General features: G+C 69.8%; 15 protein-coding genes. 5 read left to right on the top strand and 10 right to left on the bottom strand.

The window, feature by feature from the left end:
• Positions 1–6: 6 nt before the first annotated feature.
• From ROP_RS07865 to ROP_RS07845, 5 genes are read right to left on the bottom strand one after another with little or no spacing between them, the layout of a single operon-like run.
• A complete protein-coding gene (locus tag ROP_RS07865) occupies positions 7–1,167 on the bottom strand; it encodes a VWA domain-containing protein (protein WP_012688807.1) in 1,161 nt (386 codons plus the stop codon).
• Complete coding sequence (locus ROP_RS07860; protein WP_012688806.1) at positions 1,164–3,332, bottom strand: DUF5682 family protein; 2,169 nt, start codon at positions 3,330–3,332, stop codon at positions 1,164–1,166. The genes ROP_RS07865 and ROP_RS07860 overlap by 4 nt, the downstream gene beginning before the upstream one ends.
• Positions 3,329–4,432: an ATP-binding protein gene (locus tag ROP_RS07855; protein ID WP_012688805.1), complete on the bottom strand. Its 1,104-nt coding sequence runs from the start codon at positions 4,430–4,432 to the stop codon at positions 3,329–3,331. The genes ROP_RS07860 and ROP_RS07855 overlap by 4 nt, the downstream gene beginning before the upstream one ends.
• Positions 4,429–5,904, bottom strand: coding sequence for a DUF5691 domain-containing protein (locus ROP_RS07850; protein ID WP_012688804.1), 1,476 nt, complete (start codon positions 5,902–5,904; stop codon positions 4,429–4,431). The genes ROP_RS07855 and ROP_RS07850 overlap by 4 nt, the downstream gene beginning before the upstream one ends.
• The gene (locus ROP_RS07845; RefSeq protein ID WP_012688803.1) at positions 5,901–7,235 is read right to left on the bottom strand and encodes an SWIM zinc finger family protein; all 1,335 of its coding nucleotides are present in this window, start codon (positions 7,233–7,235) and stop codon (positions 5,901–5,903) included. The genes ROP_RS07850 and ROP_RS07845 overlap by 4 nt, the downstream gene beginning before the upstream one ends.
• A 131-nt stretch (positions 7,236–7,366) precedes the next feature.
• Here ROP_RS07845 and ROP_RS07840 point away from each other — a divergent pair, with 131 nt between their 5' ends.
• On the top strand, positions 7,367–7,882 hold the full coding sequence (locus tag ROP_RS07840) for an SRPBCC family protein (protein ID WP_012688802.1): 516 nt from the start codon (positions 7,367–7,369) through the stop codon (positions 7,880–7,882).
• 7 nt (positions 7,883–7,889) lie between these two features.
• Here ROP_RS07840 and ROP_RS07835 read toward each other — a convergent pair whose 3' ends face one another.
• Positions 7,890–8,246, bottom strand: a complete 357-nt coding sequence (locus tag ROP_RS07835; protein ID WP_231868871.1) for an antibiotic biosynthesis monooxygenase — start codon at positions 8,244–8,246, stop codon at positions 7,890–7,892.
• A 70-nt stretch (positions 8,247–8,316) separates the two neighbouring features.
• On the bottom strand, positions 8,317–8,820 hold the full coding sequence (locus ROP_RS07830; RefSeq protein WP_043824394.1) for a GNAT family N-acetyltransferase: 504 nt from the start codon (positions 8,818–8,820) through the stop codon (positions 8,317–8,319).
• 193 nt (positions 8,821–9,013) lie between these two features.
• Here ROP_RS07830 and ROP_RS07825 point away from each other — a divergent pair, with 193 nt between their 5' ends.
• From ROP_RS07825 to ROP_RS07815, 3 genes are read left to right on the top strand one after another with little or no spacing between them, the layout of a single operon-like run.
• Complete coding sequence (locus tag ROP_RS07825; protein ID WP_043824393.1) at positions 9,014–9,535, top strand: MarR family winged helix-turn-helix transcriptional regulator; 522 nt, start codon at positions 9,014–9,016, stop codon at positions 9,533–9,535.
• A complete protein-coding gene (locus tag ROP_RS07820; RefSeq protein ID WP_012688798.1) occupies positions 9,528–11,327 on the top strand; it encodes an AMP-dependent synthetase/ligase in 1,800 nt (599 codons plus the stop codon). Before ROP_RS07825 ends, ROP_RS07820 begins: the two co-directional genes overlap by 8 nt.
• Positions 11,328–11,344: 17 nt before the next feature.
• Positions 11,345–12,196: a patatin-like phospholipase family protein gene (locus ROP_RS07815; protein ID WP_012688797.1), complete on the top strand. Its 852-nt coding sequence runs from the start codon at positions 11,345–11,347 to the stop codon at positions 12,194–12,196.
• Between the two features lie 3 nt (positions 12,197–12,199).
• On the opposite strand, the gene ROP_RS07810 is transcribed toward ROP_RS07815, so the two are convergent.
• Entirely contained in the window at positions 12,200–13,447 is a 1,248-nt protein-coding gene (locus ROP_RS07810; RefSeq protein ID WP_012688796.1) for a lipase family protein, read from the bottom strand.
• A gap of 120 nt (positions 13,448–13,567) precedes the next feature.
• On the opposite strand from ROP_RS07810, the gene ROP_RS07805 reads away from it, so the two are divergent.
• Positions 13,568–14,062, top strand: coding sequence for a GNAT family N-acetyltransferase (locus ROP_RS07805; protein WP_012688795.1), 495 nt, complete (start codon positions 13,568–13,570; stop codon positions 14,060–14,062).
• 4 nt (positions 14,063–14,066) lie between these two features.
• Here ROP_RS07805 and ROP_RS07800 read toward each other — a convergent pair whose 3' ends face one another.
• Both ROP_RS07800 and ROP_RS07795 read right to left on the bottom strand, forming a co-directional pair.
• Positions 14,067–14,828 (bottom strand): amino acid ABC transporter ATP-binding protein, encoded by a 762-nt coding sequence (locus tag ROP_RS07800; RefSeq protein ID WP_012688794.1) that lies wholly within the window; start codon positions 14,826–14,828, stop codon positions 14,067–14,069.
• Positions 14,825–15,493 carry an amino acid ABC transporter permease gene (locus tag ROP_RS07795; RefSeq protein WP_012688793.1) on the bottom strand — a complete coding sequence of 223 codons (669 nt, stop codon included), beginning with the start codon at positions 15,491–15,493 and terminating at the stop codon, positions 14,825–14,827. Before ROP_RS07795 ends, ROP_RS07800 begins: the two co-directional genes overlap by 4 nt.
• Between the last annotated feature and the right edge of the window lie 8 nt (positions 15,494–15,501).

The following is a 15,501-nucleotide window of genomic DNA, read 5'->3' as shown; positions in this document are numbered from 1 at the left end:
CCGCCGTCACCCCTGCTGGAGACCGTCCGCCCACCTGCCGATGTCGCCGCGTTCCAGGGCGAGCGCCAGCAGTTCCGGGAACTTGTCCGGGGTGCAGGCGAACGCTGGGATGCCGAGCGCGCCGAGGGCCGCCGCGTTGTCGTGATCGAACGACGGCGCGCCGTCGTCGGACAGCGCCAGCAGCACCACCACCTGCACCCCGGCGTTCTTCATCGCCGCCATCCGGCGGAGCATCTCCGCGCGGATCCCGCCCTCGTACAGGTCCGAGATCAGCACGAACAACGATTCCGCCGGTCTGTCGATCAGCGACTGGCTGTAGGCGATGGCCCGGTTGATGTCGGTGCCGCCGCCGAGTTGCGTGCCGAACAGCACGTCGACGGGATCGGACAGCTTGTCGGTGAGATCGACGACCGCCGTGTCGAACACGACCAGCGACGTCTTCAGCGCGCGCATCGACGCGAGCACCGCCCCGAACACGGACGCGTACACGACGCTCGACGCCATCGAGCCGGACTGGTCGATCGCGAGGACGACGTCGCGGTGCACGGCCTGCGACCGTCGGCCGTAGCCGAGGAGCCGTTCGGGTACCACCGTCTTGTGCTCGGGCAGGTAGTGCGCGAGGTTGGCGCGGATGGTGCGATGCCAGTCGATGTCGCGGTACTTGGGATTGGTGGTGCGGGCCGCGCGGTTGAGGGAACCGGTGACAGCGGTTCTGGTCTTCTGCGCGATCCGGTCCTCCACCTCCCGGACCACCTTCTCGACGACCATCCGGGCGGTGGCCTTGCTGGTCTCGGGCATCACCCGGTTCAGGCTCAGCAGGGTGCCGACGAGGTGGACGTCCGGTTCGACGGCGTCGAGCAGTTCGGGTTCGAGGAGCAGTTGGGTGAGGCCGAGCCGGTCGATGGCGTCCTTCTGCATCACCTGCACGACGCTGCTCGGGAAATAGGTGCGGATGTCGCCGAGCCAGCGCGCGACCTTCGGTGCCGATCCGCCGAGACCCGCACCCCGGCGGCGGCTCTTCGACCCCTCGCTGCCGGTGTCGTACAGCGCGGCCAGTGCGCCGTCCATCGCCGCGTCCGTCCTGGACGTCAGTCCGCCGGTGGATTCCTCGGCGGCGTTGCCGAGCAGCAGCCGCCACCGTCGCAGCCGTTCCGCGTCCTTGGTCACGACGTCACTCCCAGGATGTCGGCGACGGTCCGGATCGCCACGGTGCCGCGCCGGGCATCGACTCCGGCGGGAGCATCGGCTGTGGAGCCACCCTCCACGGACTGTCCGATGGCCCGGCGTTCCCCGGTCTCGAAGCTGCCGAACGTGCGCCGCAGCAGTGGCAGCACGTCGACGAAATCCTGCTCGCGCAGCCCCGACACCCACCCGTCGAGCAGTCGTAACAGTTGCCGGTCGTGAACCAGCAGCAGCCCGCCGCCGCCGAGGAAGCCGTCGACCCACCCCGCCTTGGCGGACGGGTCGGCGCCGACGGACAGCGCCCGCGACAGCCGGGTGGCGGCCTCGGTTTCGCCGACGGCGCCCGCGTCGCGAAGCAGTCGGACCATGCGCCCGATCACGAGGCCGTTCACGTCGCTGCGGTCGACGAGGCCGGTGAGGGTGCCGAGCCACCGCGCCGACGCGCGGTCGTCGTCGCGCAACATCACCGCCGCGTGGACGTCGTCGACGGCGCGGCGCAGGTCGAGGGCGCTGTCGTCGTCCAGACCGGACATCGCCGACGGCAGTCCCGCGCAGATGCGGACGAGCAGGCTGTCGGTGACGCGGACGAAGGACGAGACGTCGGTTCCGCGGACGTCGCCGTACCGCAGGGTGCGGGTGAGCGCGGGCAGCGCGTCCATCAGGTGCATGACGTCGTGGTCGAGCGTGGCCGCGGTCTCCAGCCCGCGCAACAGTTCGGCCAGGGCGTCGCCGAGATCCGACAGCAGCGCCTGCTCGAGCAGCCCGGTGAGCCGGGCAAGCGAGACGTCGCCGGCCGCCGCCTCCTCCCGCACCTTCGCCGTGGCCGCGGCCTCGACGGTGGTGCCCCACAGCGACGCCTCGATGATCGACACCGCCAGTTCGGGGTGCCAGGTCAGCGACCACGTCTCACGGAACGTGCCGGTGCCGCGGACGTCGCTGTCGGCCGGGGTGCCCCAGCCGACACCGAGGATCTGCAGGCGATGCAGGAGCCGGGACCGCGCGACGTCGTTGTCCCGGCGGAGGTCGAGGTCGATGGTCTTCTCGGTGGACTGCTGTTTCAGGCGCAGGGACTTCGCCCGGGCCCGCAGGTCGGCGTCGAGAGGAACCGTCGGGGTGTCGTCCGGGACGGCGCCGAGGGATTCGCCGACGACGAGGCGACGCGTGATCAGGTCGAGCAGGACGTCGTCCCCGTCGCACATCACGGCGCGGGTGGCCTCGGTGACCTCGGAGAGACCGGCCAGCGGCCGCGCCCGCAATGCGGCCAACGTGTCTGCGAGACGGACGGATTCGATGACGTGCGCACTCGACACCGGAAGGTCCTCGTCCCGCAGTACCCCCGCGACCTTCGTGAGCCATCGGGTGATCGTGCGGTCCGGGGCGGTGAACAGGTGGTGATACCAGCCGGGGGAGGTGATGCCGGCGCCGTATCCGGACGCCGTGGACAGCCGTGAATGCGTCCACGGCACCCATGTCAGTGAGGTCTTGATCTTGGGGATTCCCTTGAGGATTCGCGCGTCCGCGGTGGCCGGTCCGAGGGGGCCCGCGAGCGCCGGGGCGTGCCAGGCGCCGCACACCACCGCGATCCGCTCGGCACCGCCCTTGATCACCTTCCGCAGGGTCTGGCGCATGTACGCCTCGCGCCTGCTGGTCGGCTCGTCGAGGTCGACGGTGTCCCGCAGTGCGGTCATGGCGTCGGTGATCGCATCGAACGCGTCGGCCCCCGAACCGGATTCGATGACGGCGTCCCACCAGCGTTCGGTGTCGTCGTAGCCGGCCGCCGCGGCCAACGCTGTCAGCGGATCCTCGGAACGGGACTCGGCGCGGTCGGCGGCGAGGGTGTTGGCGGCCGGGAGGTCGCAGAAGCGCACGTCGACGCCGTGTCCGGCCGCCCACGACAGCGCCTGCCACTCCGGCGAGAACACGGCGAACGGCCAGAACGCCGCCGTCCGGGGTTCGCCGGTGGCATACGCGAGCAACGCCACCGGGGGTTCCATGGTGTCGGACGCGGTCAACGCGACCAGCGGATCGGCGTCCGCGGGCCCTTCGATCAGGACGGCGTCGGGAGCGAACTCGTCGAGCGCGCGACGCACCGATCGTGCCGAACCGGGCCCGTGGTGGCGGATGCCGAAGACACGGATGTCCGAACTCACCCGGTGACCTCGCGGCACGCCCGGTAGAAGTCGGCCCAGCCCTCCCGTTCGCGGACCACGGCCTCGAGGTATTCCGTCCACACCACCCGGTCGGCCACCGGATCCTTCAGTACGGATCCGAGGATGCCTGCGGCGACGTCGGAGGGACGGAGCACGCCGTCCCCGAAGTGCGCGGCGAGGGCGAGTCCGTTGGTGACGACGGAGATCGCCTCCGCCGTCGACAAGGTTCCGGACGGCGACTTCAGCTTGGTGCGGCCGTCGCCGGTGGCGCCGGACCGCAATTCCCGGAACACGGTGACCACACGCCGGATCTCGTCGTCCGTCGCGGGGACCTCCGGCAGTTCCAGCGAGGACCCGAGTTCCTCGACCCGCCGCGCGACGATGGCGACCTCGTCCTCCTCGCTGGCGGGCAGGGGCAGGACGACCGTGTTGAAACGCCTTCGCAGCGCGGAGGACAGTTCGTTGACGCCGCGGTCGCGGTCGTTGGCGGTGGCGATCAGGTTGAAACCCCGGGCGGCCTGCACCTCGGTGCCCAGTTCGGGGATCGGCAGCGTCTTCTCCGACAGCACGGTGATGAGCGCGTCCTGCACGTCGGCGGGAATGCGGGTCAGTTCCTCGACCCGCGCGATCCGTCCACCTTGCATGGCCGTCATGACCGGGGACGGAACGAGTGCGCCCGCGGTCGGGCCCTCGGCGAGGAGTCTCGCGTAGTTCCAGCCGTATCGGATGGCCTCCTCCGGGGTGCCCGACGTTCCCTGGACGAGCAGGGTCGACTCGCCGGACACCGCCGCCGACAGGTGTTCGGACACCCACGTCTTGGCGGTTCCGGGCACACCGAGCAGAAGCAGCGCACGGTCGGTGGCGAGCGTCGCGACGGCGACCTCGATCAGCCGCCGGGGACCGACGTACTTGGGAGTGATGGCGGTGCCGTCGTCGAGTTCGCCGCCGAGCAGGTACGTCACGACCGCCCACGGGGACAACTTCCACGACGGTGGCCGGGGCCGGGTGTCCTGCGCGGCGAGGGCGGCGAGTTCGTCGGCGTAGGCCTGCTCGGCGTGGGGTCGTAGCAGGTCGGCCGGGCCGGCCGCGATCTCGGTCACTCGAGCTCCTTCAGGACTGTTCTGCGATGGTCGATGTTGGCGGCGACAGAGGCGAACGCCTGCTGCCAGCCCGGGTCGCGGGTGCGTTCGGCGGCCGCCCGGAACAGCGGCGCCGCGGTGAACGGGAAATGCGTCTCCGCGCTCCGGAGGGTGGAGTAGTGGCTGTGCCGGGAGAACTGCCCGAGGTCCTTGCCGGTCTCGGCGTGCCGCCCGGCCACGTCCTCGAGGCGGGCGATCACCCGCGCGGCGAGGTCGAGCGGCCACGGGTGGGGCAGCCCCTCGAACAGTGCGGCGCCGTCCACGCCCAGCAGGTAGCTGTCGGCGTGGCCCGACAGGATATAGGCGAGCCGTTCGCGGGCGGGAACGATCGGCACCACGCGACGTTCGGTCTTCCGCCCCTCCCGGTGCAGCAGGGCGGACGCCCAGCGCGGATTGCGCTGGAGCACGGTGGCGTTGGTCCACGCCTCCGTCATCACCTCCCGCCACTGGTCTTCGATCCGGATCTCCAACGCGCTGGAGGCCGAGCCGATCATGCCTTCCCACACCGACAACGGGGCGGCGGTGACCACCATCCGCAACCACCAGCTGCGGATGCCCTTGTTCTTGAAGTGGACGTCCTCGATTCCGTCGCGACGGGCCGAATCATCCAGGGAACCGGGCATGTTCACCACGAGACGGGTGCGCAGCGGCTTTGCCTCCACCCGCACCCACGCGCGGGCACGGGCGGCCATCCGCTCGGCGTACGCGGAGTTGGGCAGCTGCCGCAGCAACTGGACCGCCTGCTGACGCACCTCTTTCCGCCGGTCGTCGAGTGCGTGTTCGAGCAGGCCGGCGTCCGCGTCGCCGAGCCCCGTCCCCAGGACCGCGATGAACGCCGCCCGGTGCTCGCCGCGTTCGGCATCCCAGGTGCGGCGCAGTTCGGCCATCGCGATCGCCGGGTTCACCGCCCGCATCGTCGTGAGCCACAGCAGTCGTTCCTGGTGCGCGCCGTGCGTCCACACGTCGGTGCGGTCGGACCGACGGATCAGCATCGACCAGTCCGGGTTCTGCGCGGCGAGCCACTGACCGCGGGGGCCCGCCAGTCGCAGGATGCTCTCGCGGTGGGTGTCGTTCGTGCGCGCCACCGCCATCAGGTCGGCGACGAGGTGGTCCGGCGCGCGGTAACCCCGCTCGGCGACCACCGCGAACCACTCGGTGAGCGTCCACGACTTGGCGGCGAGCAACTGCATCAGGTGCGCGGCGGACGCGGGCGGCAACTGCACCCGCGGATCGTCCTCGGCGGGCGCCGGCAGCACGCGGGTGGAGGCGGCGACGCCGCCGTCGCGGTACGCGTTTTCGAGCGCCGCGGCGCCGAGCAAGGTCTCCGCCGGGTCACCGCCGACCGACTGTGCCAGTGCGCCGGTGGCCAGACCCTCGAACGAGGGGGCCGATCGTGCCGTGCCGAGCAGGGCGGCGGACAGGAGTTCGCTCATCGCCGGCTCCTCGCCGTCGCGGTCGACGGTGTGCCGGCCACGAGCGGGTACACGTCGCCGCGATCGAACACCGACACGGGAACGAGGGAGTCGCTGGTCCACTCCCCGAACACGGTGACGGGACTGCCCCCGGACATTCCGAGCAGCCGCCACAGGACCGGGTCCTCGCCGGACAGCGGCAGCGCGCGTCCCTGCGCGTCGACGACGAACCAGTGCCCGCCGTCGAATGCCGGGGTGACACCGGTGAGCAGGGCGGGCCACGAGCGGATCCACGGGTCGGCGCCGACCGCAGCGGCGAAGTCGTCGAGTGCGGTGTCGATGTCGCCCGGTGCGACCGTGGTGAACGGTTCGGGCGCCTCGTGGGTGTCGCCGAACTGGGCGCGCAGCGGCGCGGCGCCCGGGTAGAAGTGCAGGGTGGCGTCGACGAGCGAGCCGAGCGGCGGGATCACCGTCGGGAAGTGGGCGGAGCCGTGCGCGAAGTCCAGGAGGATCGCGCGGCGACCGTGGTCACGGCCGAGCAACCACACCTTGCGGGTGAAGAGGCGCTTCTCCTCGGTGGTCTGCATGCCCAGGACCATCCACCGGTCGCGGATTCCCGGCTCGCCGCGCACGCTGTCGGTGGCCACCGGATAGCCGACGTGCGAGCGCACCGTCGCCTGCAACGGTTCCGGCAGCTCGCTCAGGCGCCGATGGGCGACGACGAGAAGGTGCAGCCTGGCGTATTCGCGGAGCAATCGGCCGGGCCAGTCGGCCCGGGTGGCCACGACGATCGGGAGGCGGCGCAGGGCGGACGCGATTCCGGGCGCCTGCGCGTCGACCATCCGGGCCGCGACGGCGTCGAACGCGGAGGCCGAGATGTCGGCCGCGCCGAGTCCGCCCCGGATCTGATCGGTGAGCCACAGGTCGAGTTCGTCGAGTCCCGCCGCCACCCGCTCGGCCCGGCGTTCCGCGGACTTCGCGCCGGCGGACGTCGTGGCCGGCGGCGCAGTACGCGCTGCGGCCGCCCGCCCGGCCCGCAGGCCGAGCCAGTCGTTCGCGAACGACGGGGGCTCGCTCTGCTCCGGGACCCTGCCCTGCGACCAGATCAGCAGCAGGCCGAGCGCATGCTTGCAGGGAAATTTCCGGCTCGGACACGAGCAGTTGTAGGCAGGCCCGGAGAGGTCGACGACCGACCGGTAGGGGCTCTTGCCGCTGCCCTGGCACAGACCCCAGAGTGCGTGGCCGTTGCTGCCCGTCTGCGACCACGCGGCCGACAGCTTTGCGGCGGCAGCGAGCGAGCCGGCATCGGGGGCGACCGATGCGACCTGTCCCTCCGACCAAGGCGACGTCACACCGCCACCGTAGGGGAGTTGTCCGACAAGGACGGGAGGAGGGTGGCGCTCGGAAATGTCCGCCAACTTCGGTGTGCACGCCGGTCTCCCGTGTCAAGCTGTCGTCAGGTGCGACAGCGAGGAGTGGGCCGGTGATTCACGGAAGGTATTTCGAGTTCAAGGGTCGTCCCGCCGTGCGGTTCCGGTGCACGTACCCGTTCGCCGTCCAGCGGCTGTGGGAGGCCGTGTCCGAGCCGGACGAGCTCGAGCGCTGGTTTCCGTCCCGGGTCCGCCTGGACACCTATGCCGGCGGCGACATCGAATTCTTCCCGGAACCGCACAGCGACCCCGAGACGGGGACGGTCCTCGTCTACGGCGCGCCCTACACCCTGGCGTTCACCTGGGGTGGGGACGAGATCCACTTCGAGGTCGAGCCGACCGCGGAGGGATGCGCACTGACGCTGGTGAACGTTCTCGAGGTCCGCAACACGGCTGCCAGGAACGCCGCCGGGTGGAGTGTCTGTCTCGCCGACCTCGACCGGCACCTCGACGGTGCGGACACTCCCGGTCACCGCCGCGATGCGTCCGCGGACTGGCGGCCCTTCTATCAGACCTATCTGGGGGAGGGAATGCCGTCGGGCGCCCCGATCCCCGGGGAGTCCGCCTGACGGTGCGTCAGATCCGGGGACGCTCGAACAGGCTCTCCACGTTCGACGCCGGCTCGTCCGGCGCCTCGACCGCGATGTTGCCACCGGTCCTGAGCCACCCGTTCCGCAGCGAGGACGTCAACCAGTTGTCGAGTGCGGCTTGGGTTTCGAACTTCAGGACGATCACGCAGACATCGGAGGTGCTGCTCTCCTTGAGCCACCCGCCGCCGAGGAACCCGGGGAACAGCCGGGCGAGTCCGAGCCCGGTCTGAATCCAGTCGGCGAACTCCTCGTCGCAGCCGCGGAGGACGCGGCGGACGATGGTCGTCGTGACGGACGCATCCACAGCCTCCCCTGCCCTGGCGTCCTCGGCCGCGTTCTCCATCGTTTCCCTACCTCGGTTCCCGCTTCACCCCCGTGACATGTTCCACCTCAAACTACCAGCGGATTCGCCGTCACAGGTCGTAGAAGGGCGTCGCGTACCGGAACGTGCCGGTGACGGCCGGATCCCAGCATGCGAGCCGGCGGACCTGGAAGTGGGACGACCACGACGGCTGATCCGGCTCGATCCCGACCGACGTTCCGGAGACGAAGCCGAAGCGCGGGTAGTAGTCGAGGTGACCGAGCAGTGCGACGAGCGGTTCGTCCCTGGCGTCGGCGCCGCCGAGCACGGCGTGCATCAGCGCCGAACCCACCCCGTCGCGCTGGTGACCGGGGAGGACGCCGATCGGGCCGAGTGCGAGTACATCGGTGGCGTCTACGGTCGCACGGGTCAGGCAGACGTGGCCGACGACGGTTCCGTCGATTTCGGCGACGAGAGCCAGTTGCGGAATCCAGTCGTCGCTCGACCGCAACCGGGTCACGAGTTCGACCTCGACGGGAGCGTTGCCGTCGAACGCCTGCCGGTGCACCTCGGCCACGGCGTCGACGTCGCCTGCGTTCTCGCGTCTGATCAGCATGCGCACACAGTGCATCGGCCGGGCCGCCGGTCGCAACGGATTTTCCGGCGCCGCCCGTTGTCCGGCCGGTAGCGGTGCGCGAAAAGCGTTCTCCAATTGTAACCGTGTGACGTTTGCGGCCGAATGAATTTCCGGCGCTTCGGTAGCAGTATGGGCAGAACGTGAGTCGAGCGAAGGACAACGGGAATCGGGGGTGCGGGTGGTCGACGCCAAGGTGGTCGGATATAGTTGCGGTGTGCAACACAACGAGGTCGAGCCGGAGGAAACGCCCGCGTCGGGCGTGGTGGCCGTCCATGACGAACTCGTCCGCCTCGTCCGTCAACTGGTCGCCGGTGACCGCCCTCCCGTCGGATCCCCGACGTTCGCTCAACATTCGCTGCTCTCGTTCGTCGCCCGCAATCCGGGATGCCGGGCCACTCAGATCTCCGACGCGTTCGGCGTGCACCGATCCACAGTGTCGCGTCAACTCCGGGGCTGCATCGACGAGGGCTGGGTACACGCCGAGCCGGGACCGCTCCGCAGCGGTCACCCGTTGAGCCTCACCGACGGCGGCGTCGCGGTGCTGGCCGGCGCGGACGCCCGCCGGGTGGAGGAAGTCCGCGACCGAGTGGCCTCGTGGTCGGACGGCGAGATCGCCGCCTTCGCCCGGCACCTCCGCAAGTTCCGCCAGGGCGGCGACACAGACGGCAGCATCGGAGACGACGCCCGTGCGTGAGTACACCAGCGCCCCGACGTTCACCGTGTCGGACCACGAGAACGCCGTACTCCGGGTGTTCGCCCATGCCGAGAGCTACCCGGACCGGGTGATGTACACGCGACCGGAGACCGGCGGGTGGGTCGACGTGACGGCCAAGGACTTCGGCGCACTCGTCACCGGGGTCGCGAAGGGCCTGATCGCCAACGGGGTACGGCCCGGCGACCGCGTGGCACTGCTGTCGTCGACCCGATTCGAATGGTCGCTGCTCGACTACGCGATCTGGGCGGCGGGCGCGGCGTCCGTCCCGATCTACGACTCCTCCTCGCACGACCAGATCCGGTGGATCATCGAGGATTCGGGGGCCGTGGCCGCGCTCGTGGAGACCCCGGCCCACGCGTCGAGTTTCGAGGGTGACGGCATCCCCTACACGCTGAAGCGGATCCTCACCATCGACGAGGACGCGGTGGGCACGCTCATCAAGGACGGGTTGTCGATCGACGATTCCGAGGTGTTCAAACGGGTCGTGGCGCTGACCGCCAACGATCTCGCCTCGCTCGTGTACACGTCCGGCACCACGGGCCGTCCCAAGGGCTGCATCCTCACCCACCGGAACTTCCTGTCGGAGGTGCGGTCGTTGCTCGCGGCGCCGATCGGCGACGTCGCCCGGCCGGGCAACCGCGTGCTGACGTTCCTTCCGCTGGCGCACGTGCTGGCGCGCGCGGTGTCGCTGGCGATGTTCGAAGGCGGCGCGACACAGGCGCACTGGTCCGACTTCGGTACGGTCACGGGTGAATTCGCACGGTTCCGGCCCAACACCATCCTCGGTGTTCCCCGCGTGTTCGAGAAGGTGCGCGACGGTGCGGCCCGCAAGGCGGCGTCGGGTGGTGGCCTGCAGAAACGGATCTTCGACTTCGCCGAGGCCACGGCGGTGGCGTACAGCGAGGCCCAGGACACGGGCGGTGCACCCCTGCGGCTCCGGCTCGAGCACGCGCTCGCCGACAGGCTCGTCTACGCGAAACTCCGTGCCGCCCTGGGTGGCGACTGCTGGTGGGCGATCTCGGGTGGCGGGGCGCTCATGCCCCGGCTCGGCCATTTCTTCCGCGGCATCGGAGTGCCGGTCTACGAGGGCTACGGACTCACCGAATCGACGGCCGCGCACTGCGTGAACGTCCCCGGCGCCCAGCAGATCGGGACGGTCGGCCGGCCGCTGGGCGGCAACAGTGTGCGCATCGCCGAGGACGGCGAGATCGAACTGCGCGGCGGCGTCGTGTTCGGTGGCTACTGGCGCAACGAACACGCCACCCGGGAAGTGCTGGACGACGGCTGGTTTCGCACCGGCGACCTCGGCGACCTGGACGAGAGCGGCTATCTCACCATCACCGGCCGCAAGAAGGATCTGCTGATCACCGCCGGCGGCAAGAACGTGTCGCCGGGTCCTCTCGAGGACCGGCTGCGCTCGCACCCCCTCGTCTCGCAGGCGGTGGTGGTGGGCGACGCCCGCCCGTTCATCGGTGCCCTGCTGACCGTGGATCCGCAGGAGTTCGGCAAGTGGAAGGCCGCGCACGGCAAGTCGTCCGATGCCACGGTGGCGGACCTGCGCGACGACGAGGAACTGCGCGGAGACCTGCAGGACGCCGTGGACGACGCGAACACCACCGTCTCGCACACGGAGTCGATCAAGCGGTTCGTCGTCCTGGACCGCGACCTCACGGAGGCGGACGGGGAACTGACCGCCACCCTGAAGATCAAGCGTCCCGTGGTGACCGAGCGCTTCGCGGCCGACATCGCGAGCCTGTACCGCCGGGGCTGACCGGCTACGGTGGCGGCATGACAACAGCTTTCGTTCTGTCGGGTGGGGCGAGCCTCGGGGCGATCGAGGTCGGAATGTTGCAGACTCTGATCGGCAGGGGCATTCGGCCGGACCTCATCGTCGGCACGTCCGTCGGTGCGCTCAACGGTGCGTGGCTGGCCGGGGGTTCGTCCGACGCGGATCTGCGCGAACTGGCCGACCTGTGGCGCGGTCTCACCCGCAGCGCGGTGTTTCCCGCCGGATTGCTCACCGGATTCACCGGGTTCGTCGGGCTCCGCAACCATCTGGTCTCCAACCGCGCCATCAGGAAGTTGCTGGCGCAGCATCTGCGGTTCGAACGGATGGAGGATGCGCCGATCCCGTTGCACGTCATCGCCGTCGACGTGCTGACCGGCAAGGACGTCCGGCTGTCGACGGGGCCTGCCGTCGACGCCGTCACCGCCAGCGCGTCGCTGCCCGGCATCCTCCCGCCCGTGGTGATCGACGGCCGGGCGCTGATGGACGGCGGGGTCGTCAACAACACTCCGATCTCGCATGCGATCGAATTGGGTGCGACGACCGTGTGGGTGCTTCCCACCGGATATGCCTGCACTCTGTCGACGGTCCCCGGAAGTGCGCTGGGCATGGGGTTGCTCGGCGTGACGCTCGCGATCAATCAGCGGCTCGCCCTCGACATCGAGCGGTACGAGAGCGTCGCGGACATCCGGGTGGTACCCCCGCTGTGCCCGTTGGACACGAGTCCCGCCGATTTCGGGGACGCCGACGAGTTGATCACGCGGGCGCGCGAGCAGACCGCGAAGTGGCTCGACGAGGCGCGTGCCGCCGGGGTGGGCCAGGCCGATCTGCTGCTGCCGCACGTGCACGGGTAGCGGTCAGCGGCACCCCGCGGGCGCGGGCACCCCGGCCAGCCGGTCGTCGATCCAGTGCACCATCTCGGGCAGCGCGAGTACGGCGGCCGTGAGGTGCTCGCCGAACTGCGGGGCGTAGGTGACGTCGGCACCGCCGCGGCACCACTCCTGCTGCAAGGTGATCACCCCTTCCTCCGGAATCCACTCGTCGCCGAGGAACACTCGCGACGATCCGTGATAGAGCAGCACCGGCGCGGCCGGGGTGAGCGCGCCCATCCGGTTCTCGGCGACCACCGCGCGGGCCGTGGGAGTGCCGAACGGGTCGGGGACGGCCGCGAACAGTTCGGCGGGCAGCGAGGCGACCCCGGCAGGTGCGAGGGCCAGGATGCACTGGTCCTTCAGCGGCGACGTCGCCAGTGCCACACCGAGCGGATTCGCCAGCATCAGCATCTCCGGGTATTCGCGGGCGAGCCCGAGGACGGCGGACAGGTACAGACCGGAACCGATCTGGCCGTTCATCGTCCGACGGAGCAATCCGAAGTCGGCGGGTGTTCCGCCGGCGGCGGCGCCGGCGAGTGCGACGTCCGGCGCGTACGTCGGCTGCAGTTGCGCCGCCCAGCCGGTGGCGATCGCGCCACCGCTGTATCCCGTCGCGAGAACCGGGCTGTCCGACAGCCCGAGTCCGGGAAGCTGCCTCATGCCGCGGATGCTGTCGAGCACGGCATGACCCGCCATCCGTCCCGCGCTGTACGCCATCCGGGGGCCCTGGTGATCGGGCACGAGTACCGCGTAGTTCTTCGCGAGGAACAGCGACAGCACCGGCGGGATGTCCAGGTCGAGGGTCTGCCAGTCGTGCACCATCTTGTAGGACGGGGTGCAGCGGGCGCCCAGCGAGTCGATGGGCATGTTGTAGTCGACCACCGGTCGCGGACCCGGCGCAGTCCACTCCGCCGCGGGCACCAGCACCGTTGCGGTCACCGGCACGGGACGGTCCTTGGAATCGTTGGACCGCACCATGATCTGGTGGGCCCGGTGCGGCACCAGCGGGTTCGGCATCGCCCGGAGCGTCACTTCCCGCGAGCGGATGATCTCGCCGGCCTCGAAGTCCGCGACGTTCGGCGGCCACCCGAAGAAGTCGTCGTCCAGGATGGGGGACGGGAGAATGGATTCGGGTCCGAGGGGCTGGGCGGCCGCCCGCGGCGGGTGGGCGCACACATACGCGGCCGCACAGGTGGACAGTGTCATCAGGACCACCGCACGAAACAGGTTCATCGCTACCACCGCCCTGAGGTAACTGTCCCAGGATGTAACTGTAACTCCAGTCACATCGTCGCAGATAGACACGGCTGCAGCGGTGGTTTGTTTTCGCAGCGCGGTGGTTACTGTGTGTGCATGGCGGTCACCGTGGAGCGGGCAGAACTCGAGCAGGCTGAGGACATCGTTCAGATGCACTGGGACGCAGAGGATTGGCTCCTGGCCAGGGAGATCGATCCGCCCGCCCGCGGTGAGGTGTCGCTCGCCGACGTGCGCGAGCAGATCGAGTTCGGGGAATGGCGTGTCGCGCTGTTCGCGGGGATCGTGGTGGGGGCGCTCCGGGTGCTGCGATCCGATCCGGACGTGTGGACCGAGGACGACATTCCGGCCGCGTACGTAGCCAGGGTCATGACCGACCGCAGGCACGCCAGCGCCGGCCTCGGCGCCCAGTTGCTGCGGTGGGTCGACGAGCATGCCCGCAACGAGGACGCGTCCGTCGTGCGGGTCGAGTGCGTCGAAACCAACTCCCGGCTCCGCGACTACTACGAGGAGCAGGGCTTCTTCCCGGTGGGCCGCCGGGACTTCGACGTGGAGTGGCCGAGCGTCGTGCTCATGGAGAAGTCGCTGCGCTGACGGTTCACAGCGGGTCGAGGATCCGGTGCAGGAACTGCCGTAGTCGCGGCCCGGCCGGGTTGGTCAGCACGTCTTTCGGGGTGCCGCGTTCGAGCACGACACCGTTGTCGACGAACAGCACCTGGTCGGCCACCTGCTGCGCGAATCGGATCTCGTGGGTCACGATCACCATCGTCCAGCCCTCGGTCGCGAGATCCCGGATCACCCGCAACACCTCCCCGACCAGTTCGGGGTCGAGCGCGGACGTCGGCTCGTCGAACAGCATCAGCTTCGGTTTCAGCGCGAGCGCCCTGGCGATACCGACCCGCTGCTGCTGACCGCCCGACAACTGGTACGGATATTGGTCCGCCTTCTCCGCCAGGCCCACCTGCGTCAGCAACCGCATCGCGTCCGCGCGCGCCTCGTCCTTGGGCCGCTTCTGCACCACGACAGGGCCCTCGGTGACGTTCTGGATCACGGTCTTGTGCGGAAACAGGTTGTGGGCCTGGAACACCATCCCGCTCTGCGCGCGGAACCGGGCCTGCGCCGACCGGCTCACCTCGGCGCCGAAATCCACCGACACGTCGCCGATGGAGATCACCCCGCGGTCCGCCACGTCGAGGGCGTTGAGGGTGCGCAACACCGTCGTCTTGCCGGAGCCCGACGGTCCGATGATGACGGTCACCGTGCCCGCCCCGACGTCGAAGCTGATGTCGCGCAGAACCTGATGGTCGCCGAACGACTTCTCGACGCCGGATACCTGCAGGAGGGGAGGGGTGTCGGTCATCTGGCCACATACCTGTCGAGTCGGGCTTCGAGCCGGACCTGGACGGCCGACAGGAAGATGCAGATCACCCAGTAGTACAGCGCGGCGACGCCGTAGAGGGCGAAGAAGTCGAACGTCGGTGCGGCGGCGAGCTGGGCGACGCGCAGCAGTTCGGTCACCAGTATCGTCGACGCCAGCGACGTGTCCTTCACCAGGGAGATCAGCGTGTTGGACAGCGGAGGGACGGCCACCCGCGTGGCCTGCGGCAGCACGATCCGCTGCAGGGTGGTGGTGTAGCCCATGCCGATGGTCTGCGCGGCTTCCCACTGTCCCTTCGGAATCGACAGGATCGCCGCGCGGATCACCTCGGCCGCGTAGCCGCCGACGTTGAGGCTGAACGCGATCACCGCGGCCGGGAACGGTTCGAGCGTCACGCCGAACTGCGGCAGCGCGTAGAACACGATGAACAACTGCACCAGCAGCGGGGTGCCGCGGATGATGGAGACGTAGAAGCGGGCCAGCACCGACAGCGGTCTGATCGACGAGATCCGGGCGAGCGCGACCAGCAACGCGATCACCAGACCGATGGTGAAGCTGATGATCGTCAGCGGAATCGTCATGGTGATCGTGGCCTTCAGCATCGGCCACAGGTTGTCCAGGATCAGCTGGACCGTTGCGTCGTCCACGGGCGGGC

This window comes from Rhodococcus opacus B4 (assembly GCF_000010805.1).
Taxonomy (GTDB): domain Bacteria; phylum Actinomycetota; class Actinomycetes; order Mycobacteriales; family Mycobacteriaceae; genus Rhodococcus_F; species Rhodococcus_F opacus_C.
This window is presented reverse-complemented; position numbering and strand designations above follow the sequence as displayed.

Coding starts and splice junctions, on each gene's coding strand:
- ROP_RS07850 (WP_012688804.1), bottom strand. CDS start 5,904: ATGAGCGAACTCCTGTCCGCCGCCCTGCTCGGCACGGCACGATCGGCC.
- ROP_RS07835 (WP_231868871.1), bottom strand. CDS start 8,246: ATGGAGAACGCGGCCGAGGACGCCAGGGCAGGGGAGGCTGTGGATGCG.
- ROP_RS07830 (WP_043824394.1), bottom strand. CDS start 8,820: ATGCTGATCAGACGCGAGAACGCAGGCGACGTCGACGCCGTGGCCGAG.
- ROP_RS07815 (WP_012688797.1), top strand. CDS start 11,345: ATGACAACAGCTTTCGTTCTGTCGGGTGGGGCGAGCCTCGGGGCGATC.
- ROP_RS07810 (WP_012688796.1), bottom strand. CDS start 13,447: ATGAACCTGTTTCGTGCGGTGGTCCTGATGACACTGTCCACCTGTGCG.
- ROP_RS07805 (WP_012688795.1), top strand. CDS start 13,568: ATGGCGGTCACCGTGGAGCGGGCAGAACTCGAGCAGGCTGAGGACATC.
- ROP_RS07800 (WP_012688794.1), bottom strand. CDS start 14,828: ATGACCGACACCCCTCCCCTCCTGCAGGTATCCGGCGTCGAGAAGTCG.